Origin of the sequence: Treponema denticola, assembly GCF_024400535.1 — a bacterium.
GTDB lineage: Bacteria > Spirochaetota > Spirochaetia > Treponematales > Treponemataceae > Treponema_B > Treponema_B denticola_C.
This window is the reverse complement of record NZ_CP038800.1, coordinates 1,128,817-1,152,357: the sequence shown is the minus strand read 5'-3', so window position 1 is coordinate 1,152,357 and position 23,541 is coordinate 1,128,817. Positions and strand designations below refer to the sequence as shown.

General features: G+C 33.6%; 22 protein-coding genes and 1 pseudogene. 11 read left to right on the top strand and 12 right to left on the bottom strand.

Annotated elements, in window-relative coordinates; all coding sequences use genetic code 11:
* Nucleotides 1-104: 104 nt before the first annotated feature.
* The 3 genes from secG to tpiA all read right to left on the bottom strand — a co-directional run bounded on the left by secG (nucleotide 105) and on the right by tpiA (nucleotide 1,788).
* Nucleotides 105-455, bottom strand: coding sequence for a preprotein translocase subunit SecG (gene secG / locus E4N78_RS05230; protein WP_255811983.1), 351 nt, complete (start codon nucleotides 453-455; stop codon nucleotides 105-107).
* A gap of 78 nt (nucleotides 456-533) precedes the next feature.
* A complete protein-coding gene (locus E4N78_RS05225) occupies nucleotides 534-902 on the bottom strand; it encodes a hypothetical protein (RefSeq protein WP_255811982.1) in 369 nt (122 codons plus the stop codon).
* Nucleotides 903-1,038: 136 nt separating this feature from the next.
* Nucleotides 1,039-1,788, bottom strand: coding sequence for a triose-phosphate isomerase (gene tpiA, locus E4N78_RS05220; protein WP_255811981.1), 750 nt, complete (start codon nucleotides 1,786-1,788; stop codon nucleotides 1,039-1,041).
* A gap of 188 nt (nucleotides 1,789-1,976) precedes the next feature.
* Between tpiA and E4N78_RS05215 the strand changes: the two genes are divergently transcribed.
* The 6 genes from E4N78_RS05215 to E4N78_RS05190 all read left to right on the top strand — a co-directional run bounded on the left by E4N78_RS05215 (nucleotide 1,977) and on the right by E4N78_RS05190 (nucleotide 9,638).
* Nucleotides 1,977-2,471: a hypothetical protein gene (locus E4N78_RS05215; protein WP_255811980.1), complete on the top strand. Its 495-nt coding sequence runs from the start codon at nucleotides 1,977-1,979 to the stop codon at nucleotides 2,469-2,471.
* A gap of 87 nt (nucleotides 2,472-2,558) precedes the next feature.
* The gene (locus E4N78_RS05210) at nucleotides 2,559-3,662 is read left to right on the top strand and encodes a hypothetical protein (protein WP_255811979.1); all 1,104 of its coding nucleotides are present in this window, start codon (nucleotides 2,559-2,561) and stop codon (nucleotides 3,660-3,662) included.
* A 95-nt stretch (nucleotides 3,663-3,757) separates the two neighbouring features.
* A complete protein-coding gene (locus E4N78_RS05205; protein ID WP_255811978.1) occupies nucleotides 3,758-4,891 on the top strand; it encodes a glycosyltransferase in 1,134 nt (377 codons plus the stop codon).
* 189 nt (nucleotides 4,892-5,080) lie between these two features.
* Entirely contained in the window at nucleotides 5,081-6,223 is a 1,143-nt protein-coding gene (locus E4N78_RS05200; RefSeq protein WP_255811977.1) for a glycosyltransferase, read from the top strand.
* A gap of 31 nt (nucleotides 6,224-6,254) precedes the next feature.
* Nucleotides 6,255-7,865: a hypothetical protein gene (locus E4N78_RS05195; RefSeq protein WP_255811976.1), complete on the top strand. Its 1,611-nt coding sequence runs from the start codon at nucleotides 6,255-6,257 to the stop codon at nucleotides 7,863-7,865.
* Nucleotides 7,866-7,901: 36 nt separating this feature from the next.
* On the top strand, nucleotides 7,902-9,638 hold the full coding sequence (locus E4N78_RS05190; RefSeq protein WP_255811975.1) for a capsule assembly Wzi family protein: 1,737 nt from the start codon (nucleotides 7,902-7,904) through the stop codon (nucleotides 9,636-9,638).
* Nucleotides 9,639-9,641: 3 nt separating this feature from the next.
* On the opposite strand, the gene E4N78_RS05185 is transcribed toward E4N78_RS05190, so the two are convergent.
* The 4 genes and pseudogenes from E4N78_RS05185 to E4N78_RS05170 all read right to left on the bottom strand — a co-directional run bounded on the left by E4N78_RS05185 (nucleotide 9,642) and on the right by E4N78_RS05170 (nucleotide 12,482).
* Nucleotides 9,642-10,064, bottom strand: a complete 423-nt coding sequence (locus tag E4N78_RS05185; RefSeq protein WP_255811974.1) for a hypothetical protein — start codon at nucleotides 10,062-10,064, stop codon at nucleotides 9,642-9,644.
* Nucleotides 10,065-10,066: 2 nt separating this feature from the next.
* Nucleotides 10,067-10,645, bottom strand: a complete 579-nt coding sequence (locus E4N78_RS05180; protein ID WP_255811973.1) for an MBL fold metallo-hydrolase — start codon at nucleotides 10,643-10,645, stop codon at nucleotides 10,067-10,069.
* Entirely contained in the window at nucleotides 10,642-11,169 is a 528-nt protein-coding gene (locus E4N78_RS05175; RefSeq protein ID WP_255811972.1) for a pentapeptide repeat-containing protein, read from the bottom strand. The genes E4N78_RS05180 and E4N78_RS05175 overlap by 4 nt, the downstream gene beginning before the upstream one ends.
* A 56-nt stretch (nucleotides 11,170-11,225) precedes the next feature.
* Nucleotides 11,226-12,482 (bottom strand): annotated as a pseudogene (locus tag E4N78_RS05170) (beta-propeller fold lactonase family protein).
* A 144-nt stretch (nucleotides 12,483-12,626) separates the two neighbouring features.
* Between E4N78_RS05170 and E4N78_RS05155 the strand changes: the two are divergent.
* Genes E4N78_RS05155 through E4N78_RS05135 form a run of 5 tightly spaced genes read left to right on the top strand, consistent with a single transcriptional unit; the run spans nucleotide 12,627 to nucleotide 17,061 of the window.
* Nucleotides 12,627-13,574 (top strand): metal ABC transporter solute-binding protein, Zn/Mn family, encoded by a 948-nt coding sequence (locus E4N78_RS05155; RefSeq protein WP_255811968.1) that lies wholly within the window; start codon nucleotides 12,627-12,629, stop codon nucleotides 13,572-13,574.
* A gap of 26 nt (nucleotides 13,575-13,600) precedes the next feature.
* Nucleotides 13,601-14,368: a metal ABC transporter ATP-binding protein gene (locus E4N78_RS05150; RefSeq protein ID WP_255811967.1), complete on the top strand. Its 768-nt coding sequence runs from the start codon at nucleotides 13,601-13,603 to the stop codon at nucleotides 14,366-14,368.
* Complete coding sequence (gene troC, locus E4N78_RS05145) at nucleotides 14,365-15,273, top strand: transition metal ABC transporter permease subunit TroC (RefSeq protein WP_255811966.1); 909 nt, start codon at nucleotides 14,365-14,367, stop codon at nucleotides 15,271-15,273. The genes E4N78_RS05150 and troC overlap by 4 nt, the downstream gene beginning before the upstream one ends.
* Nucleotides 15,270-16,370 carry a metal ABC transporter permease gene (locus E4N78_RS05140; protein ID WP_255811962.1) on the top strand — a complete coding sequence of 367 codons (1,101 nt, stop codon included), beginning with the start codon at nucleotides 15,270-15,272 and terminating at the stop codon, nucleotides 16,368-16,370. The genes troC and E4N78_RS05140 overlap by 4 nt, the downstream gene beginning before the upstream one ends.
* 22 nt (nucleotides 16,371-16,392) lie before the next feature.
* Nucleotides 16,393-17,061, top strand: a complete 669-nt coding sequence (locus E4N78_RS05135) for a metal-dependent transcriptional regulator (RefSeq protein WP_255811961.1) — start codon at nucleotides 16,393-16,395, stop codon at nucleotides 17,059-17,061.
* On the opposite strand, the gene E4N78_RS05130 is transcribed toward E4N78_RS05135, so the two are convergent.
* The 5 genes from E4N78_RS05130 to fliH are packed head-to-tail and all read right to left on the bottom strand — an operon-like array spanning nucleotide 17,054 to nucleotide 23,530.
* Nucleotides 17,054-18,250, bottom strand: a complete 1,197-nt coding sequence (locus tag E4N78_RS05130) for a glycoside hydrolase family 3 N-terminal domain-containing protein (protein ID WP_255811959.1) — start codon at nucleotides 18,248-18,250, stop codon at nucleotides 17,054-17,056. The two genes, E4N78_RS05135 and E4N78_RS05130, sit on opposite strands and share 8 nt — an antisense overlap.
* A gap of 13 nt (nucleotides 18,251-18,263) precedes the next feature.
* Entirely contained in the window at nucleotides 18,264-20,690 is a 2,427-nt protein-coding gene (locus E4N78_RS05125) for a tetratricopeptide repeat protein (protein WP_255811958.1), read from the bottom strand.
* 10 nt (nucleotides 20,691-20,700) lie between these two features.
* Entirely contained in the window at nucleotides 20,701-21,168 is a 468-nt protein-coding gene (gene fliJ / locus E4N78_RS05120) for a flagellar export protein FliJ (RefSeq protein ID WP_255811957.1), read from the bottom strand.
* Complete coding sequence (gene fliI / locus E4N78_RS05115) at nucleotides 21,168-22,592, bottom strand: flagellar protein export ATPase FliI (protein ID WP_255811956.1); 1,425 nt, start codon at nucleotides 22,590-22,592, stop codon at nucleotides 21,168-21,170. Before fliI ends, fliJ begins: the two co-directional genes overlap by 1 nt.
* A gap of 11 nt (nucleotides 22,593-22,603) precedes the next feature.
* On the bottom strand, nucleotides 22,604-23,530 hold the full coding sequence (gene fliH, locus E4N78_RS05110) for a flagellar assembly protein FliH (protein ID WP_255811955.1): 927 nt from the start codon (nucleotides 23,528-23,530) through the stop codon (nucleotides 22,604-22,606).
* Nucleotides 23,531-23,541 lie beyond the last annotated feature (11 nt).

Here is a 23,541-nt window from a genome sequence, read left to right as displayed (position 1 = left end):
AAATCAGTCAAATTCTTCAAGAAGATACAAGCACCTAGAATAAGTTTTTCATTTTAGGTCAAGAATATAAAAAAAGATACCGAATTAATCGGTATCTTTTTAAATTACTCACCGTCTTTTTTGTCTTCCCCGCCGGCAGTATCCGTACTATCGGTTTTCCACCATTCGGTTGAAGTTTCGGTTTGTTTTTTCATTGCCTCTTCGGATAAACCTGAATCCGATGGGGTTTTTGTAATCAGAGCCAATAAAAAGGTTGTTACAAAAAATAAGGCAACAACGACATACGTAGCCCTTGTTAATACATTACTTGATTTTGATCCGAAAGCCGAGTTGCTTCCGCCCGAAAAAAGGCCGCCTAAGCTGTCGCCTTCTTCATTTTGCAATAAAACCAAAAAGATGATAATCGCACAAATTATGACAAAAAGTATCAACAAAGCAATACCTAAACCACCCATAGTCTAACTCCAAATTATAAAAATACGCCTTATAGAATACAATAAAAACGGAAAAGTTTCAATAGCTCTATTAAATTTTTAGCGTACTTTTCTAAAAATAACTCGCTTTACTACGGTTGTCTTTGCTTTTCCTACAGAAGCGGCTTTTAAATCTTCAACCTCAAACTTAGAAAAAACATTAACTCTTTTGTATTCAGCGATAAATTCCATAATAATTTTTTCGCAGTCAGCCTCATTGTAGGTGTCGTTATTCTCTTCATATGTAAGATAAAACTCAACCTGATTTTCCAATCCGGGGACGTCCATTCTAGTCCAATAAATCACGGCTGTCGGCCTGTCTTTAATCTCAATTTTTTCGGTCTTTGGCTTTACAAGTGCCGGATTTTCGGCAAAAACAGCCAAAACCAATAAAGCCATAATACTCATTGCAAAAAATTTCTTTTTCATTTTAATAACCCTCCAATTTAAGTTATTTTATTATACTGTAAAGCTAAACAACTATCACAGTTCTTAAGATACTAGCATTTTATGCTCATTTTTTCAAGTAGAAATCAAACTGTTATACAATCATTTTAATTCTACATTATGAAAATAAGGCTATCGGTAAAAAAGTCTCCGTTTTAAGGCCGGCGCCTCCTATCAAGCCTCCGTCAATATTGGGCTTTTTTAAAAGGCCGGCAGCATTTTCAGGCTTCATGGAGCCTCCATACTGGATTATCATATCTTTAGCAGCCTTTTCACCGTAAATTCCTGCTAATGTCTTCCTTATTGAAGCATGGATCGCATCCGCATCTTCAGGACTTGCATTTTTTCCTGTACCTATTGCCCAAACCGGCTCATAAGCAATCGTTACCTTATCCAAATCTTTTGCAGGAACCTCTGCAAGGCCCTTTTTAATCTGTCTTTCGCATACGGCTTCGGCATGACCGGCCTCGCGTTCTTCCAAAAGCTCTCCTACACAGAGAATAACCTCCAACCCGTGTTTTAAAGCAAGCTTTACCTTTTTATTGATAAGATCATCGGTTTCCTTGTATATATGCCTTCTTTCGGAATGTCCCAAGATGACAGTTTGAACGCCTACATCTAAAAGTTGAAGAACAGAGACCTCCCCTGTATGAGCACCTTTTTCTTCCAAGCCCATATTTTGAGCACCCAGTAAAATATTGGAACCTTTAAGCACGGATGCAACATCCTGTAAAAGGGTAAATGAAGGAGCTATCATGTACTTATTTTTTCCGTCCTTTAGACCGGCCTTCATTTCTTCTGCAAGAGCTTTAGCCTCAGCCCTATTCATATTCATCTTCCAATTTGCCGCAATGTAAAACTTTTTCACTTTTCCTCCTATAAAAACTATGTTTTGTGCTTTGCACAAAACTCGAAGATAAACAGAGAGGCTGAATTCCTGCCGAACTGTTTATCATATCTTTAAAAACAGGTTATCCCTTTATACCGGAGTTGTCAACAGGGATAATTGAATTTTGGCTTTTATTGTGATAAAATACCTGAAATATTGAGGTACTTATGAAATCTAAAAAATATAGAGTAATTTTTTTTCTTGTTATATGTTTGATAATCGAAATAGGCCAAAATGTCTTCGCATCTGAAACCGAATCGGAATATGATATACCTTATGCAAAAATTTTTTATGAAAGAACTACGGATATTTATGATTCGATATATTTTTTAGCTATCGAAAACGGATTTTCCCCTCTTTCCTATAAAAAACCGCAATCGGCAGCAGAGCTTTATAAAACATTAAGTCTTATTGATAGTTCTAATTTAAGTACTCTAGGATTGAGGGTTTTTGAAAATACAAAAAAGACCTTAGTCCATCCTAGTTATCTTCTTAGGCAAGAAATACTTAAATTTAATATAAACGCTCTATTTGGACTTCAAGGGCGCTTTACATACAAAGTAAACGAGTATACACCCCGAATAGATAAATTTTTAGCTTACAATGAAATGCCGATACCGATAGCCGTTCCAATAGAATTTTTAATTTCAAATTACTTTTAGACTTATTGTCATCTAAGTCTTAATAAGAACTTTGCAGCAAGTAAATTTTCAAATACTTTTTTAAATATTCCGTTAAAAGAGAATGACATGGATTTTCATTTTCCTCAAAAGACCGGCATATCGATGGGAAACTCTTTTTTTAACATCAATATCGGCAGGGGATCGTTAAATTTAGGAAGAACATTGGGAGGCAGTATGCTTATAGCCGATACGGCTGACCGTTTTGATTATTTTTCGGGAACCGTATTTACGAATAACTTAAGGCTTGATTTAACTATCGTAGAGTTAAATCCTACCCGTTTTTTATTTACGCATGGAATAACATTTAGACCTATAAAACAAATTTCTGTAACATTTCATGAAGGAGTCTTAGTAAATTCTTTTTTTGATCCGTGCTTTTTAAACCCTGTTATGATTTTTCACAGCCATGCTGCATGGAAAGAAGATTACCTGCCGGGAACCAAACCGGCATCTGAAAACGGAACAGTAGGAAGTCAATTCGGGATTATGATAGATGCAGTTCCTATAAAAGGATTAAGGTTATATGGGCAATTCGGAATGAATCAGTTTCAAACTCCATCAGAGCTCAAGGGCTTAAACGGAAAAAATTATACTCCGAACTCTTTGGGAGGCCTTTTCGGTGTCGAATACCTTTACCCTACAAAAATAGGATACATCATATCTTCAGTTGAAGGCATTTATGCAAACCCATGGTATAATATTCTTTCAAATAAAAAAATAAGCTATTACCATGAACGAAAAGAAATGAATTCTTCAATTCTGAACTATGATAATTCCCAAATATATACATGGATTTCAAATCCCTATGGTCCTGATACAATTACGGCCATAGCCCAGATTTCTCTCGTAAATCCAAAAAAATACTCGGCATCCCTTACCTATAGACTTGTATGCAAAGGCGAAAATGAAGATAACTTTTTTGATAAAAATAAAGAAACGGCAGCAGATATCTATTATCCCGAAACTAAAGGAAATAACCACCAGGAATGGCTCCTTTGGCGAAGCCCAAGCGGTAATCCTATCTTTTTTAATAGTATCAAAATCTCAGGATCATACCAAATATTGCATAATTTACTTTCACGGGGAAGCTTTGCTTGGACAAATGCATCGGGAAAAATTAACGGAAATGCAATTGACTTTTCATTATCTTTAGAATATAGCATACGCTGATTTTTGAATTTTATAATATTTGCAGTTTTACTTACAATGACCGTCATTGTTAATGACTTGTACTTTTATTGATTTTAGCTTATTATACTATAACTATGAAACAGAAAATCGGATTTATATATTTAAAAACAGGAGCAGGACACATAGCCGGTGCAAAAGCTTTATCAAGCAAATTAACGGATTTATACCCCGATGAAGTTGAATGCTGCCTCAAGGACGGCTTTGATAAGGGCGCATGGTTTTTAAAATTCTTTTTTGAAAAAGGACTTTCAGTTTCTACAAATTATTTTGAGTTAGGATTTGTTGCATTTTATCAATTATATACTTTAAAACCAATGCTGGCGTTTTTAAAAAAAATAATAGCTCCATATGCCGTCCCAAATCTAGTAGAATTTTTAAGATCAAACCAAATTACAAAACTTGTATGTTTACATCATACCCTTATTCCTATTTGCAGAGAAGCGATAAACAGGGTAAATCCAAATATTCTTCTCATCAGTATAGTAACAGATCCTTTTACGGTTCATCCTATATGGTTTTTGGAAAAAAACACCGAATTCATTGTTTTTCCAAAAAAAGCACTCCAAGAAGGCTTAAGCAAACACAATGTTCCTGCAAGTCGACTGCATCAATTTCCTTTGCTTCTTTCGGAAAAGTTTGATACCCCATACCCGCAAGAACAAATAATTTCAATAAAAGAAAAACTGGAGATTCCGAAAGATAAAAAAATAGTATTAATAGTCGGAGGCGGAGAAGGATTAAAAAATGCACTGTCAATAGTTAAAGCTTTTATCAAAAAAAAATCCGGCAGCTTTTTAATTGTTGTATGCGGAAAAAATCGGGCTCTTAGACACAGCCTTGAATATTTAATTCAATTTTCAAATTTTAAAAATATTAAAATATTCGGTTTTGTTTCATTTATCCCTGATCTAATGAATATTGCAGACTGTGTTATAACAAAATGTGGAGCCTCCACCCCTATGGAAGCTCTTTCCCTGAGAAAGCCTGTTATAATTTCTACATATATAAGAGGTCAAGAACTTGGAAATATGTTGTATATTAAACAAAATAAGCTTGGATGGTATATACCAAAACCTAATGCCATTGTAGAAAAAATAGAGGAAATATTTTCTGACGATAAATACCTTGAAGAAATACGCGGACATATAAAAAAAATGAATATAAGAAACGGTCTAAATGATATAGCAGATTTTATATGGAATCTTTAATACGGTATAAAATATAAAAGCTTGGCGAAATTAACGGAAATGCAATTGACTTTTCGTTATCTTTAGAATATAGCATACGCTGATTTTTGAATTTTATAATATTTGCAGCTTTACTTACAATGACCGTCATTAATGACGGTCATTGTTAATGACTTGTACTTTTATTGATTTTAGCTTATACTACTAACTATGAAACAGAAAATCGGATTTATATATTTAAAAACAGGAGCAGGACACATAGCCGGTGCAAAGGCTCTGTCAAGCAAATTAACGGATTTACACCCCGATGAAGTTGAATGCTACCTCAAGGACGGCTTTGATAAGGGCGCATGGTTTTTAAAATTCTTTTGTGAAAAAGGATATTTATCTTCTACAAATTATTTTGAACTTGGCTATGTTTCATTTTATCAATTATGTTCTTTAAAACCGGTGCTGACATTTTTAAAAAAAATAATAGTTCCATATGCCGTTCCAAATTTAGTAGAATTTTTAAGATCAAACCAAATTACAAAACTTGTATGTTTACATCATACCCTTATTCCTATTTGCAGAGAAGCGATAAACAGGATAAATCCCAATATTCCGCTCATCAGTATAGTAATGGATCCTTTTACGGTTCATCCTGTATGGTTTTTGGAAAAAAACACCGAATTCATTGTTTTTCCAAAAAAAGCATTCCAAGAAGGCTTAAACAAACACAATATTCCTGCAAGTAGACTACATCAATTTCCATTACTTATTTCAGAAAAATTTGATGTTCCCTACCCGCAAGAACAAATAATTTCAATAAAAGAAAAATTGGGAATTCCGAAAAATAAAAAAATAGTATTAATAGCCGGAGGCGGAGAAGGATTAAAAAATGCAATAAAAATAGTTAAAGCTTTTATCAAAAAAAAGTCCGACAGCTTTTTAATTGTTGTATGCGGAAAAAATAAAGCTCTTAAATACAGCCTCGAATATTTGGTTCAATTTTCAAAATTTAAAAATATTAAAATATTCGGTTTTGTTGCATTTATGCCGGATTTGATAAATATATCAGATTGCATCGTTACAAAAGGAGGGCCTGCGATGCTAATGGAATCTCTGGCTGTAGGGAAACCTGTTATAGTTTCTACATATATAAGAGGTCAAGAACTTGGAAATATGCTGTATATTACGCAGAATAAGCTTGGATGGTATATACCAAAACCTAATGCCATTGTAGAAAAAATAGAGGAAATATTTTCTGACGATAAATACCTTGAAGAAATACAAAGCCGAATAAAAAAGATGAATATAAAAAACGGTCTAAAAGACATAACAAGCTTTATATATAATTTTGGCATCTATTGACAAAAAAGAGTTAAAATATATACTTGGAACAATGATACGTTTTAGATTTCTTTTTTACTTTTTAATATGTTTGAATCTTTTTAATCTTCAAGCACAGGATATAGATTCGTATGCAAAAATAGTTTATGATCATGATTCACCTTATTATGATGATCTATACCTTATGTCGCTTGAAAACGGTTCAGTACTGCTTTCATATAAGAAGCCGTTATCTCTTGCAGAGATTGCAATATTCCATAAAGAAATAGAACCGGTTCATTTATCTAAAAACGGCGAAACATTATACGGGAAACTAGATACCCTCCTTTTAAAAAATAATATGCTTTTTTCCCATAACAACTTTAGATTTAACGCAAACCTAATCTTAGCTCTGCAGGGGCAGTACTTTTATAATCCTGATAAAGCACCGGAGGTAGACACATTTATAAAATATAACAAAATGCCTGCGCCCATCACTGTTCCTCTAGAATTTGAGTTTTCTAAATACGTTTATTCTTACACTGACCTAATAATCGGGAAAAATTTCAGCGGATTCCGCTTATCCCATCCTTATACCAATCTGCCGTTATGCGAACCAGCCTTAGAGTACCACTTCCCAAAAAAAGTAGGTTTTTCTGTGGGAAACAGTTTTTTTAATGTGCACATAGGAAGAGGTCAGCTGAATGTAGGAAAAACCTTAAGTGGAAGTATGCTTATTTCAGATATACCGGACAGACATGACTATATAACAGCCTCTCTTTTTTCAAAACATGTAAAGATTGATACTACCATTGCAGAATTAAAACCTATGCGTTTTTTTATAACACATGCTCTAAGTTTTAAACCTGTAAAGCAATTTTCAATAACCTTACATGAAGGAATACTTCTTGCTTCTCTCTTTGATCCCAAGTTTTTAAATCCTCTGATGATTTTCCATAGTTACGCGGCATGGAAAGAGCCTTATATAAATCATGCTGATGAAAATTCTATGGGCTGCCAATTAGGAATAGATATAAATATTGTGCCTATTAAGGGTTTAAGGCTTTACGGACAATTCGGTATGAATCAATTCCAAACGCCCTATGAACTAAAGAGAGGATATGATTATATTCCTAACAGTATGGGAGGTATAGCCGGAGCAGAATATGCATTTTCCCTGCCTATAGGTTATCTTGTCCTTGCAGGAGAACTTATGTATGCAAATCCATGGCTATATATAGGCTGGACAAAAGAAATAAGTTTTTACACCTACCGTAAGGAAATTGTATATGCTTCTAAAACTTATGATACTTCTTTAATGGAATATTGGCTTGCAAACCCTTATGGACCTGACAGTATTACGGCATTTTTAAAAACCTCTTTAATTTTTCCTCACAAATACAAGGCAGAGCTTACATATAGATTTGTATCCAAAGGAGAAAATGAAGAAAAATTTTTTAAGGCAAAAGAAATCTACTATCCTTCTGAAACTAATACTGCTCCTGCTAAGTATAAAACTCCATCAGGGAATCCTACATATTTTCACACCTTACAATTGACAGGCGAATACAGTGTTTTACAAAATCTTCATATAAATGGAGGGCTATCATGGACCATAGCACACGGAAAAATAAAAGGGCATTCGGTTGACTTTTTATGTGCTATAATATATTCTATACGCTAATTAGACAATCTATTTTAAGAACTAAGGAAATAAATTATGAAAAATAAAATTTTTATTATACTATTTATCCCTTTCGGATTATCGGTTTTTTCTCAGGCTGCAGTAGATCTATTTGATCCATTTTATGATGATTTAAATATTTGGGAGAATATCGGTCTTATTAACAATATCCCCTCTATTCGCCCATATCCCTTACAAGAAATAAAAAGAATACTAGACATTGTTATGGAAAAAGGTGACGAAGGCCAGAGAAAAAAAGCAACTGAACATCAATCCCGTCTTTTGGGAAGACCTTTTCATTTTGGAGGTAGCACGAATTATAAATTTGTTACACAAAATAACAAAAAACAAAATCAATTTTTTCTATCACCAATTGCTGAATTGAATTACCAAATATCTAGTTTTTTGACTGTTTCAGGTTATATGGATTTCTCATTATTTAATAAATTAGATGATGAAACATTACTTCCTATGTATAAACAGTCAGATAAAGATATTGCCGATGATAACGGTACACATATAGGTAAATTTAGAATACTACCTATGTTTAACACTTCCATAACGATAGGAACTCCTGAATATTACCTTACTGGAGGTCTATCGAGATCTTCATATGGGCCTTTTCACGACAATAGTATTTTCATTTCAAAAGATGCATTTCATTCAGGTCAATTCATTTTTACTGTCAATAAAGAAAAATGGACATACAATCAGATTTTATTGTTATTGGCAGCAACTACTGATAAAAATACAGGTATTTTTCCTAATAAATTTCTTGCCTCTCATTCACTTGATATTAGACCAGTTCCATGGCTAACTTTTTCACTTATTGATACAATGATATATGGAGGAAGATTTGAACCTATCTATTTAATTCCGTTTTCAGTATTTTATTTAGGACAAAGCATTTACGGATTTCCAGACAACACGGTGATAGGAGCAAGTTTTACTGTTAAACCAATAAAAGGTTTGCGTTTTGATTCTGCACTATATGTTGATGATATTGGCCTGACACAAATCATTAAATTCGAGAGTGCGTTATGGCGCATGTCTGGACAATTCGGCATTTCATACACTATGCCGAAATCACATTGGTTTTCTTTTGTTGATTTAGGTTACACTTTCGTTATGCCGTATATGTATACACATGTTGATCATCATAGCGCTGATATGCCTAATTACCAGAATTATACTCATCACGGAGAACCTCTCGGCAGTAATTTACCGCCAAACTCTGACCGTATTCAGCTTAAAGTAAAATTTAGGCCTATACATGGTTTGGATATAAACCTTTCTAATGCTTTCATCCGCCATGCTAATACGACTGAAAGTATTACCGATATCAATATTTTAAAAGACTATCTTACAAAAAATTATGCAACAGACGGTTCCGTATTTAATCATCCTACGATAACGGGATCGGATTCTACCGGAGCAACTACATGGAAAGATCATGCTTTCCTTTACTCCACTCCCTTCCTAACCCAGCAGACAATTCAATATGTTAATCAGCTTGGATTAGAAGGAGTTATTAACCTCCCGATTTTAAAATCAGGCGGTTTAATGCAGTTTAAACTGGGTTATACATTTGAAGCAAATATAAATCCGGGAGTGAATAACCATATTTATAATGAAAAAATTCCTGCTGCAAATTTAGCCACTGATGCACAAGTACTTAATGCGGCCAATACGCAGTTAAAAAAATGGAGAGAACAAGCCGTCGGAAAAGAGTTTAATCATTACTTTAACATCGGTGTAAAAATCTCTTATTAAGAATCATTTAGCGGTCTTTTGCCAGAGTTTATTTTTAATTTTCCATGTGCATAGGCCGCTTTTTTTTTCTTCAAATTCAACATCCGCATAGTACCAGCTGCGGCAGCTCAAAATTGAAAAAACAGGCAGGCTTGTTTTTTGTTTTAAGCTCTCAAGTTGTAAAAATATTGTTTTTGCCTCTTCATGTGCATCACCTAAGATAAAGCCTCCATTAACCTCAAAAGAATCGTGAGAATTACAAGGCCTTACAATTAGAGAGCCTGACAAAATTGGCGGATAAATTTTAATATAATCAAATTTACGCTTTGAATTAAAAACAGGGATTCTATTTCTAAATGGAAAAGGTAAAAGACTTTGAATAAGCTTTTGTTCTTCATAGAGTATAGTCATTAAATTATCAGGTAAAAAAATACAAGTTTCAATCATATTTAAACGGAGGCTGCTTCAAATTTATCAAAAATAGAAATATTATATTTACGCTCCAGTTTCACTGAACTAGGGGGGCCGTAAAATGGCATAACAACAAGATTATCATCCATAGTTGTCAATTTTATTTTTAAAATATTTTGTAATGTTTTTGATACATATGTTTGACCAATCATACCGGCAGATATAGATGCTCCTGTAAATAAAATATTTTCAATTTGAAACATATAAGAGTATGATGAGTGTGCAGGAATTGCAAAATATCTTACAGGATAACCGGCTAAATCTATACAGCCGTCTCCTCTCAATATATTTATTGTTATATCTTCCGAAAAGCAGCTTCCAGCATAAACTTTCGGATTATAAATTTTTAAAATCGTCTTGAGCCCCCTTTCATAAGTGTTTTCAAGATTATGAGTCAATAAAACCGCTTTAAGAGCAAATTCATTTTTCTCAATTTGATTGATTATCTTTTCGGTAATTTTTGCAGGGTCAATTATAACAGCCTCTTTTGTAATTTCATTTCCGATAAGATAAGTATTTGCAAAAACTTGCGGCGAAAAATGAAGATAAACTTTCATACAAATTCATCTCCTTCTGTAAATATAGCTTCACGCGTATTGGATGACTTATAAGAAACCCCATCTTCTTCCGAATATAGAAACAAGGTCTTTTTAAGGTTGCAATTTTGAAAATATACATTTTTTAAAAACGAAAACATAAAACGCGAACTGTATAAATCCGAATCATTAAAGGAAACATCTTCGGCTCTTATTCCGTTAAAATTATTTTGTAGAAGCTCGGAATTCTTAAAATCCGTGCGGATTATTTTGGCCCCTCCGAATGAAGAAAACTGAATATCGGAATTTTGGAAATTACAAGACTCTATTTTACAAAAATCAAAAAAACACATTCTAAGGTGTAGGTTGCTGCAATTACAGTTTTTAAATTTGCTGTTTGAAAAAGTACATCCGGTAAAAGATTTTTTTGAAAAATCCAAACCTTCAAATTCCAAATCGGATAAATTTAAACTGTTCAAAGAATCCGATTTTTTTAAAAGTTCGAGAAAATCTTCATATTCAGTTTTTTTATTAAAATTAAACATCAGCTCCTTCTTAATTATCGTATTCTAAACTTAAACAACGTCCTAATTCAAGTAGTTTAGGGCTTAAGTTCATACACCCTTATTCTATTATCCAAAAAATCGGATAGAACTATTTTTTTACCGTCAGGTGAAAGATCCAAGCCTGTAGGCTGATTACCGGCTTCAATGCTTTCAATACGGGTAAATGTTTTTGTGTCAATTATATCGAGACGGCCGAAGACATAACCCTTGTACAAATATCCCTTATCCGGATTATTCGGCCCCCTGCATGAAACATAGAGAAGGCTTTTATCGGGCGAAAGCTGAATAGTATTCGGATTAAAAAATACATTGATACTTGCAACAAGCTCATCCTTATCCGTAGAATAAACTTCAACAATATCGTTTTTCATATCCGAAACATAGATGAGCTTACGCTCATAGTCGGTAACGATGTGCCGCTTTGCTCCCTTCACCCCGCCCTCGTAAACGGTTTTATAATCGGCTAAAGATTTTTTTATAAGTTTACATTGAGAATTACCTGCCGAGTCTTCAAATTGTGCACAGTAGATAAATTTTCCGTCTTGGGAAAATGCCATACCTCTCGGAACAGCCTTAGTTTTTATTTTTTTTTCTTCTTTATAAGAAGAAGGATCGATAATGCTTATATCCTGTGATGTCCAATTACTCAAATAGACCTTATCAAGGCCGGCATTATAAGCCATCACCTTGCTCCATGTACCTGTAGATTTTATAGTTCTTTTATATTCAAAAGATGTAAGATCAAAAATATGAATTGAGGCTGAGGGCATTTGGCTGACCCATAATTCGTTTTTGTGTTTTAGTACAAGAGATTCTACAAAACCGAATTTTTCGGCATATTCTTTTGGAGGAGAAATTCGCTTTATGCTTCCGGTTTCTATATCTATCAAATCAAATCCTGAGCCGTCAAGAAGAGCTACAGCAACGGCTTTACCGTTTACGAAGGTAACGCTCTTAGGTTTTTTTCCTGTGGGAAAAACTTTAATAACATCGTATTTTGAATCTATGGGAGATAGAACAACAAAGGCTTTTTAATTTTTTATCGATGTTAAATCCAAAATATGAGTACGGAAGCCTTCTTTTTTTATCACAAGGGAAGTTGCCGTATCATTTAGAGTAAAACTCAAATGCCCCAAAGTCTTATCGGAAGATATAAGTTTAGGTTCAACCTTAAGTCCGTCAGTAAAAAATTCCGCATTTTTATAAGGCTGGAGATTAAGATCAAAAGCAAAATCTGCAAAAAGAGATAGAGCAGAAATAAAAAACAAAAATACAAGTAATTTCTTTTTTATAAAACATGAAAAATAAATCGGTAATTTCATGAATCCATTTTGCTTGTTTTATAAAGCTTTGTCAATGGGATTCGGCTTGACATTTTTTTTGTATTTTGATATATTATAATTGTAATTTTGATACATCAAAATCGGAGTTTTATAATGAATACAAAAAAAATATTTAATCTAAAAATAAGCGGCCTTATTTTACTATTCGGCTTAGCATTTTTTTCCTGCGCAAAACAAGAACAAAAAGCAGGCACATCCACGGCGGAAGGAAAAATAAAACTTACTGCAACAATAGGCATGGTTGCCGACATTGCAAAGGTTGTCGGCGGCAATGAGGTAGATGTGCAAGCTCTTATGGGAGCGGGAGTAGATCCCCACCTTTACAGGGCGAGTGCAGGAGATATGGAAAAACTTCAAAAAGCCGATATTATTTTTTACAGCGGGCTTCATCTTGAAGCAAAGATGGGAGAAGTTTTGCAAAAAATATCTTCTACACGCAAAACTGTAGCAGTTGCTGAAAGCATTCCTAAAGAATATTTATTACCCTTTGAGGAGTCCGAATTCGATCCCCATGTTTGGTTTGATGTAAAGCTATGGAAATATGCAACGGAATCGGTATATAAAACATTAGCGGAATTTGCTCCTCAAAAAAAAGAAATCTTTAAAGAAAATTATGAAGCCTATCTTAAAAGCCTTAACGAGCTTGATGAGTTTATTAAAAAGAGGGCTTCCGAAATTCCGCAAGAAAAAAGGGTCTTAGTTACAGCCCATGATGCTTTTAATTATTTTAGCAAGGCCTACGGCTTTGAAGTCAGAGGATTACAAGGCATAAGCACTGTAAGCGAAGCAGGAGCAAAGGATGTGCAGGAGCTTGCAGATTTTATTACAAAAAGAAAACTTCCGGCCATCTTCGTTGAAAGCTCGGTTCCCGAAAAAAATGTAAAGGCCTTGCAGGAGGCCGTAAAAGCCAGAGGCTATGATGTTTCAATCGGCGGAGAACTTTTTTCGGATGCTATGGGTGATGAGGGCAGTTTTGAAGGAACATATATAGGAATGCTCACTCATAATATAAACACGATAATAGATGCCTTAAAAAAATAAAATGTTTATTCTAAAAGGATGATTTTATGAATACAGGTTCAGAACATTCAAAAGAAAACTTAATTCCGGCTTTTTGTGTTGAAGACCTTACATTGGCTTACCGCGAAAAGCCTGTACTATGGGACATAGATGTATGCGTACCCCAAGGCGCAATGGAGGCTGTAGTCAGTCCCAATGGAGCCGGAAAATCCACCCTCCTTAAAGCAATGATGGGTATCCTTCCTATAGCATCGGGAGAAATAAAAATATTCGGAAAATCCTATAGGTCTCAAAGAAAAAGAATAGCCTATGTACCGCAGAGGAACTCGGTAGATTGGGATTTTCCGACAAGGGTTTTAGATGTTGTTTTAATGGGATCATACGGAAACTTAGGATGGATAAAAAGACCTGGGCAAAAGGAAAAAACGGAAGCTATGTCAGCATTGGAAAAAGTAGGAATGCTTGAATTTGCAAAGCGTCAAATAAGCGAACTTTCAGGCGGACAACAGCAAAGAGTTTTTTTGGCAAGAGCTCTTGTTCAAAATGCAGACCTTTATTTTATGGATGAACCATTTCAAGGAGTTGATGCAGCTACCGAACAGGCTATAGTAAAACTTTTAAAAGAACTAAAGGAAAATGGAAAAACTCTTTTGGTAGTACATCATGATCTTCAAACCGTGAAGGATTACTTTGACAGAGTACTCTTATTAAATGTAAGATTAATAGCTGAAGGAAGTGTTGAAGATGTTTTTACCGAAGAAAATTTACGAAAAACCTATGGAGGAAGAATAGCTTATAATTCTGAAAAAAGATGAACGGAATAATAAATTTTTTTGCCGACTATACTTTAAGAAATGTTTTTTTGGGAACTATGCTTTTAGGAATCGGGTCAGGTATGGTAGGAAGCTTTGCTGTTTTACGCAAACAAAGTTTACTTGGAGATGCGGTCGCACACGCAGCTCTCCCCGGAGTTGTAATAGCTTTTTTGATTACAGGTTCAAAACTAAGCCTGCCGCTTTTAGCCGGAGCAGGACTTACCGGCCTTATAGGTACGCTTTTTATAAACCTTATTGTAAACACTTCAAAGATAGATACGGATGCGGCTCAAGGCATTGTATTGGGTGTATTTTTAGGCCTAGGTTTTTTACTCTTAACCTATGTTCAAAAACTGCCGGGAGCAGGAAAAAGCGGTCTCGACAAATTTATCTTCGGACAAGCAGCTACTATTACTCAACAAGATGTTATAAGTATCTTTATAGTTGAAACAATTATCCTTATTTTTATTATCCTTTTTTGGAAAGAACTTAAAATTTCAACATTTGATCCCGTCTTTTCTAAATCAATAGGCTTTTCACCCAAAGTAATAGAATTGATTTTAACTTTTTTAGTTGTAATAACTATAGTTATAGGAATACAATCTGTAGGAGTAATTCTTATGAGTGCTCTTTTAATGGCTCCGGCAGCAGCTGCAAGACAATGGACGGATAGACTGAGCATAATGTGTCTCCTATCTGCTTTTTTTGGAGCTGCATCGGGAATGGGCGGAGCTGTGATTTCTTCTCAGGTTTCAAAAATGCCTACAGGCCCTGTAATAGTTTGTTTTTTAACAGGTTTTACATTAATTTCAATTTTATTCAGCCCGCATAGAGGAATTATTCAATCAAAGATAAAAAAGTTTTATACAAAAAGAAATAAATATAAAAAGGAGATAGTTCTATGAATATGGAAATAATACTGATTGCAATTATAGTATCCGCTTCATGTGCTATCTGCGGGACATTTTTGGTTTTGCGTAAAATGTCTTTGATGGGCGATGCTATAAGCCATTCAATTTTAGTAGGAATAGTATTAGGCTTTTTTATAAGCAAAAGTTTATCTTCAAGCATACCTTTAATAGGAGCCGTTATAGCGGGAATGATCTCGGTTATATTTACCGAGGTATTACAAAAAACAAAACTTATAAAAAATGATACAGCCATAGGATTGGTTTTTCCGTTTCTATTCAGCCTTGGCGTTATCTTGGTTTCAGTATATGCAGGAAATGTGCATTTAGACACGGATTCGGTTTTATTGGGAGAATTAGCCTTCGCACCCTTTGATAGAGTAAATATTTTTAATTTTTCTCTTCCAAAAAGTTTAGTTCAAATGAGCGGAATACTACTCGTCAACTTAATTTTTGTAATACTCTTTTTTAAAGAATTAAAGTTAACGACCTTTGATCCGAGTCTGGCAAAAACTTTAGGTTTTACGCCTGCAATCATGCACTATAGCTTAATGTTTGCAGTAAGCCTTACCTGTGTAGGGGCATTCGATTCCGTAGGAGCTGTTTTAGTTACGGCCCTTATGATTACACCTGCAGCTGCAGCGCTCTTATTGACAAACAGCCTCTTTTTTATGATAATTATTTCGGTTTTAATCGCTGCAGCATCATCCGTGAGCGGATTCTATCTTGCAATAAAAATAGACGGAAGTATTTCAGGCTCAATGGCAGCTATGAGCGGTTTATTTTTTGCCGTAGTTTATTTATTTTCGCCCAAGGACGGTTTTATAAAACGCAAAATTGAACAAAGGAACTTAAAAAAAGATTTTGCAATAAAAATGCTGATTGTTCATTTATCACATCATCAAGGAAAAGAAAACATGTCCCTTGAATGTAGAGAAGAACATTTATGTGAACATATTAACTGGACACAAAAAAAAGCGCACAATACTGTTCAGTCGGCAGAACGCTTGGGTTATATAAAAAAAGAAGAAGGCCTTCTTATATTATCTCAACTGGGAATGGAAGAGGCTGCAAAATCAATTACAAATACATAACAATTTTATTTAAGGAGAGAGAGTGCAAATATCACAAATAACAACAGAAAACTATCTAAAATCCATTGTGAAATTCTTATCGACAAGCGATAAAAATATAATTACAAATGGAGAGCTTGCAAAACTATTACATGTTACGCCCGGTACGGTAACCTCTATGGCAAAAAAACTTGAAAAAGAAGGATACATAGAATATCAAAATCGGATAGGATGCAGCCTGACCCAAAAAGGTAAAAAATACGGACTTAATATTTTAAGACGGCATAGGTTAATTGAAACTTTTTTATTTAAAACATTAAAGATGGATTGGCAAGATATTCATAATGAGGCAGAAAATTTAGAACATGCCGCTTCGGATATTTTAATAGACAAAATAGATGAGTATTTGGAAAACCCTAAAAGATGTCCGCATGGATCAATGATCCCTAAGAAAAATCAAATAGATTATTCATGTACCGATCTTGAACTTTATAAAGCAAAAGCCGGAGTAGAATACACTGTAACGAGATTAACGGGTTCAGAAAGTCAATTTCAATACTATAAAAAATTAAATTTAAAATTAAATTCTAAAATAAAAATAGAAAATAAAAATGAAGATACCGGTCTAGCAGAAATTGCCATTGACGGAAAAAAAACATCATGTTCTACTATGATTTTGAAAAATATATTTATAGAAAAACATTCTAATTAGTATTTTTTTTCAATATTTTTTCTGCCGCTTCTTTTGCACTATAAAATTTTTTTTCATTAAATTTATTTTTCTCTATGGGCATACATGACTCGTCAATAATGCCCATCTTCATTTTCATTTTTAAAATATTAAAAACAGCTTCATCAATTCTTTTCTCAAAAGAATTATCCGTTTTCATTTTATTTGAAATTATTGTTATAAGTTCCCTGAATCTAGGTTCAGAACACATTACCATATCACAACCGGCAGAGATAGCCGAAATTACATTATCGGAAGTAGAACGCCCGCCTTCTTTTAGAGCTTTCATTGCCATATCATCCGTAATAATCAGCCCTCTAAACTTTAGCTTATCACGCAAAATATTTTCTATTCCTTTTTTCGAAAAACAAAAAGGCGTTTTCTCTATAAAGGGGACCTCTACATGTGAAATTAATACAACTCCATCAGAATCATAAATAATTTCTTTAAAGAGGTCTACAAACTCTTTATAAAATGTCTCTTCGTCAACATCAATTACACTTTTTGAAAGATGAGGATCCGTATTTACATTTCCGGGGAAATGCTTAACAGCAGAAATAATACCTCCGTTTTTCATTCCTTCAATAAATATTTTTGAATATTTTAAAATAATATCTTTATCATGCGAAAATAAACGATCGCCCAAAAAGCCTATCCCCATAGTTTTTCCTTTTTCGACAATCGGCGCAAGATTTAAATGAATACCCAGTAAAGCAATTTGTTCGGCAGTATGAGTATATAGAGCTAAAGCATCATCTTCCGATAAATTTTCCGCAACATATTTCGGTGCCGGAAGATATGAAGCTATTTTTCTTATTCGATATACACGGCCGCCTTCAAAATCAGAAGCAAAAAAAGGGGGTATAAATTTTTCCGCTTTAGATAATTTTTGAATAGACTGCTTTACCGACTTTATATAAGCGGCAGAAGCTTGAGGTGTGTCGGAAAAATTATAGCCGAATAAAATAAAAGCACCGGGAGCATAAGGACCGAAATAATCGCCTAAATATGAAGGGAAAATCTTTTTCCCTTCAATTCCCATCATTAAAACTTGAGCAGCTTTTTCTTCAGGGCTCATTGCTGAAATAGTTGACTTAACAATATTTTCTTCAGCAAAACAGTTTATTAAAATATAAAAAAAACTAAAAAGCGGTAAAAAAACATTTTTCATATAAAACCTAAAATTAAATAAGCTTTTGATTTTTAGCAACTTTAAAAAGTCTGGAATTCCATAAATTATGCTGCATGTATTTATCCCGTATATCGTTTTCACCTATGGCCAAGACATTTTTTTGCATAGCTTTAAAAGCCTTACTCAAATAAGCTATAGTTTGAGAAGCGGTTTCGCCATAAATAAGAACCGATAAATCATAACATAAATATAAATAAAGAGAAGAAAAGGGATCATTTTGATATAAAGATTCTATAGCAGATGTTTCTAATTCAGATAAAAATATCTTACATTTTTCAGAATCATACATTTTTGAAAAATTCATTTTACAACAATAGTAGCTATAAAAAGCATTAAATATCTTTTTACCGATAGGCATATTATATATTTTATACCAGATTAAGTCCTCTACAAAACTGAAACCGGACTTTAAGGATTCAAAGTCACTATGAGAAGAATTTACATACTCATCATAAAGAGACTGCATATCGATATTCATTTTTTCAAAATCATCTTTTAAGATAGGATAAAATAAAAAAGATTCAAGTAAAAATAATGCAGCATCATCGGTACTATCAAGATATTTTATAAAAACATCCTGAGAATTCTTGATTTGACCATTATGCAGCAAAGCTCTTCCATACCATACATTACATAGAGGTTCCAGTTTTTCAAAATAAATTCTTGCAAACTCAGAGGCAGTCTTAAAACTTTCTACTGCTTGATCAAATTCTCCTGTTCTCAAATATACACGCCCCTTCATAAATAAATAAGGGATTTTCCATTTTTGTTCAAAATATTCATCAATAGCTTTGGACAATTTATCTAAGAATGTAATACTTTGCTTTAGGTTATTTTGTAAAAAATATACTACACTTATATTAAATAATGAATCACAAATAAAAGATGTATCATGAGCATGCTCCGCATTATCAAGAGCATAAGAAAAATATGTCAATGCATCAGAAATTTTATTTTCAGCTAAATTAAAAAACGCAAGCAAAGAAAAAGCCCTAAACTCCCCTGCATCAAATTTATTTTCCTGAAAAAAAACTATAGCAGTTTTTAAAAGAGCATAAGACTTTGAAACGCTGTCATCAATATTTGCATGAATTGCATTTTGATAATACTTTAGACCATCATAAAAAGCTTCATTTTTATATTTTTTTAAATCCAAACCTTCAATAATATCATCCGAGCAACTGTGTAAGAGTGAAGCAATCAGAAAATCAGGTTTACGTTTAAAATTCAAACAATCAAATATTTTTTCAGTTTCAGAATTTGCATCTAGAACACCGTATTTATATTTTTTCCATAAAAATTCCGCTATATATCTATCAATAGTATTTTTATTAGCAGCAATCCGTCTTTCAATTATTTCAAGCAAACCGTATGGAACCGAATAAATATTATTTTCCATTAAAATAATACCCTCAGAATACATCCATGAGTAAATATCATTAAAAAATTCCATGCTTTTATTAAGTGAAAGCAAAAACTCATTTATCTCATCATAAAAAAAATATTTACTTGAAGATAAGATAATATATATAAGCTCCAATAGATCATCGGGGATATGATATATAGAAGGCAAAACGCTATCCAAAGAACGGATGCTTATAGATTTATTAAGAGCATATATTTTTTCAACTTCATCCGAATTTTTTTTATCTTTAATATTATCAATTAAAACCTCTATAGGATTATTGTTATTTTGATACTTAATATAATTTTCTAAATAAATACCTGAATTTATTAAAAAAGCATCTATGAAATATTGAGGCATATCTTTTAAAAATCTATATTTTTTTAAATAAACATATATGTTTTTTGTCGCCATTAAAGCATCTTTATCTTCATTTGACATTTTTTCAAGGGATTTATCCGATAGAGGATTAGCTAAAATAAAATTATATAGAGCCCAAAAATAGCTATCATTTCTATGCAGTATAATTGTTTTTTTACTCGCATTTCCGTTAGCACTGACATTTACATTTTCAAAAAATTTAAACTTAGTACACATAAAAATAGAAGTATCTATAGCTTCAAAGTCAATATATTTTGAAAGCTTAGCCGAAGCTTCTTTTTTAGCAAATATTCCGAACTCAGGGATTAAAGATTTTTTATAGGAAGCTAATGAATCAGCCAAGAATTCAATAGATTCTTCTTCATAATAATCGGTTATACATCGAACCTCAGAAATTTCATTTTTATGCTTAATCAAAATCTTATTTAAATTAAATAAAAAACGCGCAACTGAAAACGCATAGGCTGCAGATTCTTTTTTAAAGTAAAAACATAAACCGGTTTGAACTTGAAAAAAAGAAGAACCATTTAATAAAGCTTCTTTTTTTATCAAATCTATGAAATTTATAACTCTATTGAAATCAATCTTACGCAATTGCCTTTCATATATTATTTCTAAAAAAACAGTAAACATACAAACCTCCTTATTTTATTATCGTATTATTCAATTGGGTTTTATTGTTTCCGAATTTATAAGTAATAATATCATCAATATATTTTTCTTCCGATTTTATATTTTCTTTTTCCCAGGCATATTGTTTTTTTTCTCTTAGCTTTGAAATAACTTTTCTTTTAGCGGCAGCCTCAATATAAACTTTTCTCTTTTTTTCAATCATTTCATCGGCAAGAACTAATCTTTCTAATAATTCATCCTTTTTTTTATCTAAAAGAATAATATAGTTTTGTGCATTATGCATATCATTTATATTTATTTCAGCAGTTGAAGGATTAAATTCAACTCCCGTTTTTAATTTTAGTTTAGCTATATTCTTTAATTCAAGCTCAAGATAGTTTTTATGTGCAACAGCATGGGCTAAATCAATTTCAGCTTGATGTTCATAAAATTTGCGTAAACTTAAAAGTTTTTCAAGTCTAAATTCAAACCGTTTCATTAAAATACCCCATTCTCTGTTTTATACAATGCAGAGGCTTCAGAGCTTTGAGCATATTTCTTTATAGCACCCAGTCCCAGGCCGGCTTCATCACATTCTTCAGATGGTATATCAATCCCGCTTATATCCGAAAGCTTTTGCAATGTATCCTTTAGTTTAGCAGGATCATCAACATCTTGAGTTAAAAAATCATAAATACGAGGATAGTGATCAATGGCATCATCAATGTTTGAACTACTGCCTTTTTGATAAGCTCCCAGATTAATCATATCTTCCGATTCGATATAGTCTTTTAACAAAGTACGCATTCTTGTCGCAGCAAGTTTTGTTTTTTGACCTGATACTCTGTTTGCCAAACGAGAAATACTTTTTAAAATATTTACAGCAGGGTACTGTCCTCTTTCAGCGAGATTCCGATCCAAAACAATATGCCCGTCTAAAATACCGCGCACAGCATCCGAAATCGGCTCATTCATATCATCGCCTTCTACCAAAACGGTATAAAACCCCGTAATGGAACCTTTTTCGGAAGTACCGCTTCTTTCAAGAAGTTTAGGCAAGGAACTAAAGACACTGGGAGTATAACCGCGGGTTGCAGGAGGCTCTCCTACCGCAAGACCTATTTCTCTTTGGGCCATTGCAAAACGTGTAACCGAATCAAAAAGAAGCATAACATCTTTTCCTTGATCTCTAAAATATTCTGCAATTGCCGTAGCGGTATATGCCCCTCTTATTCTTGCAAGAGCACTTTGATCCGAAGTTGCACTTACAATAACAGAATGCTTTAAACCTTCAGGCCCTAGATCGTGTTCGATAAAATCTAAAACTTCTCTACCCCGCTCTCCTATAAGAGCTATAACATTTACATCTGCATTTGTGTTTCGGGCTATCATACCAAGCAAGGTAGACTTTCCTATTCCCGTACCGGCGAATATACCCAAGCGCTGGCCTCTTCCTACGGCTAAAAGACCGTCAATGGCACGAATACCCGTAACAATTCTTTGTCTTATGGGTTTACGGGTCATAGCATCAGGCGGAGGAGCTACAACCGGATATCTTTTAGCAGAATAGGGCTCAGGTTTACCGTCAGCCGATTTACATAAAGCATCTACAACACGGCCTAATAAAATATCTCCTACAGGTACGGATAATACCTCTCCGCTTGCTATGACATGATCTCCGATCTTCACCCCTTGTACATCGGTATAACTCATCAACTGAACGATTGTTCCGTTTAAGCCTATAACTTCAGCCTTTAAACCTTCAGGATTATCATCGGTAATAATTTGACAAAGCTCACCTACGGATGCTACAGGACCCTCACTTTCAATAAGTTTATCATGAACACGAATTACGCATCCTGTAAATTTAATCGGGTCTGTTTCTGAAATTGCATCAGTATATTTATCAAACAGATCTATCATAATAAATTACCTTAAATATTTCCGGTCTTTATCTTTGTTTTAATAGGCGATATTTCCAAAATCTTTTGTTCAAGTTCATTAAGCTGACTTGTGATACGCGCATCCACCGCTCCAAAATCGGTTTCAATAATACATCCGCCTTGATCAACTGTAGAATCCTCAACAACGGTAATATTTTTAATATTTTCTGCAGCCGATATAAAATTCTTAGTATGCTCTGTAGTCATCTTGACATCAGCTAAATTAACCCTGATAACTACATCACCCCTTCCTTTAACTTTACGCAAAGCATGAACAACATTGGAAACTACAACATTTCGCTGATTTTCGGAAATAACCTTTACGACTTTTCTTGTCATCAAAAGAACAAGATCAACTATTTGCTGCTCTGTTTCTGAAAGAATTTCTTGACGCCTATCCATTGTCTTATTTATTATCGTATGAAGACGATCGGTTAGGCGCTGCACTTCAAGATTTCCTTCCTTGAAACCTTCTTCTCGGCCTCGGTTAAACCCCTCTTTATATGCATCTTGATTTACAGCATCTTTATTTTTTTCGGAATCGGTAATTATATCACGGGCTTTTTGTTCGGCTTCGGCTATAATGTCTTCGGCGTCTTTTTTAGCATTTTGCGCTATAACTTGAGCTTCATCCGTCTGTCTTTTTACCTCATCAAAGGCAGCATTTTGTGCATTTTGAATAATCTTATCGGCTTCAACTTTAGCATCCGAAATCATTTTTTCTTTTTGCTTTTCCCATTCAACTTTAAAATTGTCGGCTTCTTTTTGTAAATCTTCGACAGTAGGTCCCTCATAGACTTGAACCTTTTCTTCAATAACTTCTTCAGGCTCTTCTTGAAAAGTTTTATTAAGATGTAAAAATACTACATCATTATTGTTTTTGTTTACCTCAAAACCTCTAAAAATAGTCTTAGCCATAAGCAATTCTC

Bases quoted from the DNA above. Each gene is read 5' to 3' on its own strand.
- secG (WP_255811983.1), bottom strand. From the start codon at position 455: ATGGGTGGTTTAGGTATTGCTTTGTTGATACTTTTTGTCATAATTTGT.
- E4N78_RS05225 (WP_255811982.1), bottom strand. From the start codon at position 902: ATGAAAAAGAAATTTTTTGCAATGAGTATTATGGCTTTATTGGTTTTG.
- E4N78_RS05215 (WP_255811980.1), top strand. From the start codon at position 1,977: ATGAAATCTAAAAAATATAGAGTAATTTTTTTTCTTGTTATATGTTTG.
- E4N78_RS05210 (WP_255811979.1), top strand. From the start codon at position 2,559: ATGGATTTTCATTTTCCTCAAAAGACCGGCATATCGATGGGAAACTCT.
- E4N78_RS05205 (WP_255811978.1), top strand. From the start codon at position 3,758: ATGAAACAGAAAATCGGATTTATATATTTAAAAACAGGAGCAGGACAC.
- E4N78_RS05200 (WP_255811977.1), top strand. From the start codon at position 5,081: ATGAAACAGAAAATCGGATTTATATATTTAAAAACAGGAGCAGGACAC.
- E4N78_RS05195 (WP_255811976.1), top strand. From the start codon at position 6,255: ATGATACGTTTTAGATTTCTTTTTTACTTTTTAATATGTTTGAATCTT.
- E4N78_RS05190 (WP_255811975.1), top strand. From the start codon at position 7,902: ATGAAAAATAAAATTTTTATTATACTATTTATCCCTTTCGGATTATCG.
- E4N78_RS05185 (WP_255811974.1), bottom strand. From the start codon at position 10,064: ATGATTGAAACTTGTATTTTTTTACCTGATAATTTAATGACTATACTC.
- E4N78_RS05180 (WP_255811973.1), bottom strand. From the start codon at position 10,645: ATGAAAGTTTATCTTCATTTTTCGCCGCAAGTTTTTGCAAATACTTAT.
- E4N78_RS05175 (WP_255811972.1), bottom strand. From the start codon at position 11,169: ATGTTTAATTTTAATAAAAAAACTGAATATGAAGATTTTCTCGAACTT.
- E4N78_RS05155 (WP_255811968.1), top strand. From the start codon at position 12,627: ATGAATACAAAAAAAATATTTAATCTAAAAATAAGCGGCCTTATTTTA.
- E4N78_RS05150 (WP_255811967.1), top strand. From the start codon at position 13,601: ATGAATACAGGTTCAGAACATTCAAAAGAAAACTTAATTCCGGCTTTT.
- troC (WP_255811966.1), top strand. From the start codon at position 14,365: ATGAACGGAATAATAAATTTTTTTGCCGACTATACTTTAAGAAATGTT.
- E4N78_RS05140 (WP_255811962.1), top strand. From the start codon at position 15,270: ATGAATATGGAAATAATACTGATTGCAATTATAGTATCCGCTTCATGT.
- E4N78_RS05130 (WP_255811959.1), bottom strand. From the start codon at position 18,250: ATGAAAAATGTTTTTTTACCGCTTTTTAGTTTTTTTTATATTTTAATA.
- E4N78_RS05125 (WP_255811958.1), bottom strand. From the start codon at position 20,690: ATGTTTACTGTTTTTTTAGAAATAATATATGAAAGGCAATTGCGTAAG.
- fliJ (WP_255811957.1), bottom strand. From the start codon at position 21,168: ATGAAACGGTTTGAATTTAGACTTGAAAAACTTTTAAGTTTACGCAAA.
- fliI (WP_255811956.1), bottom strand. From the start codon at position 22,592: ATGATAGATCTGTTTGATAAATATACTGATGCAATTTCAGAAACAGAC.
- fliH (WP_255811955.1), bottom strand. From the start codon at position 23,530: ATGGCTAAGACTATTTTTAGAGGTTTTGAGGTAAACAAAAACAATAAT.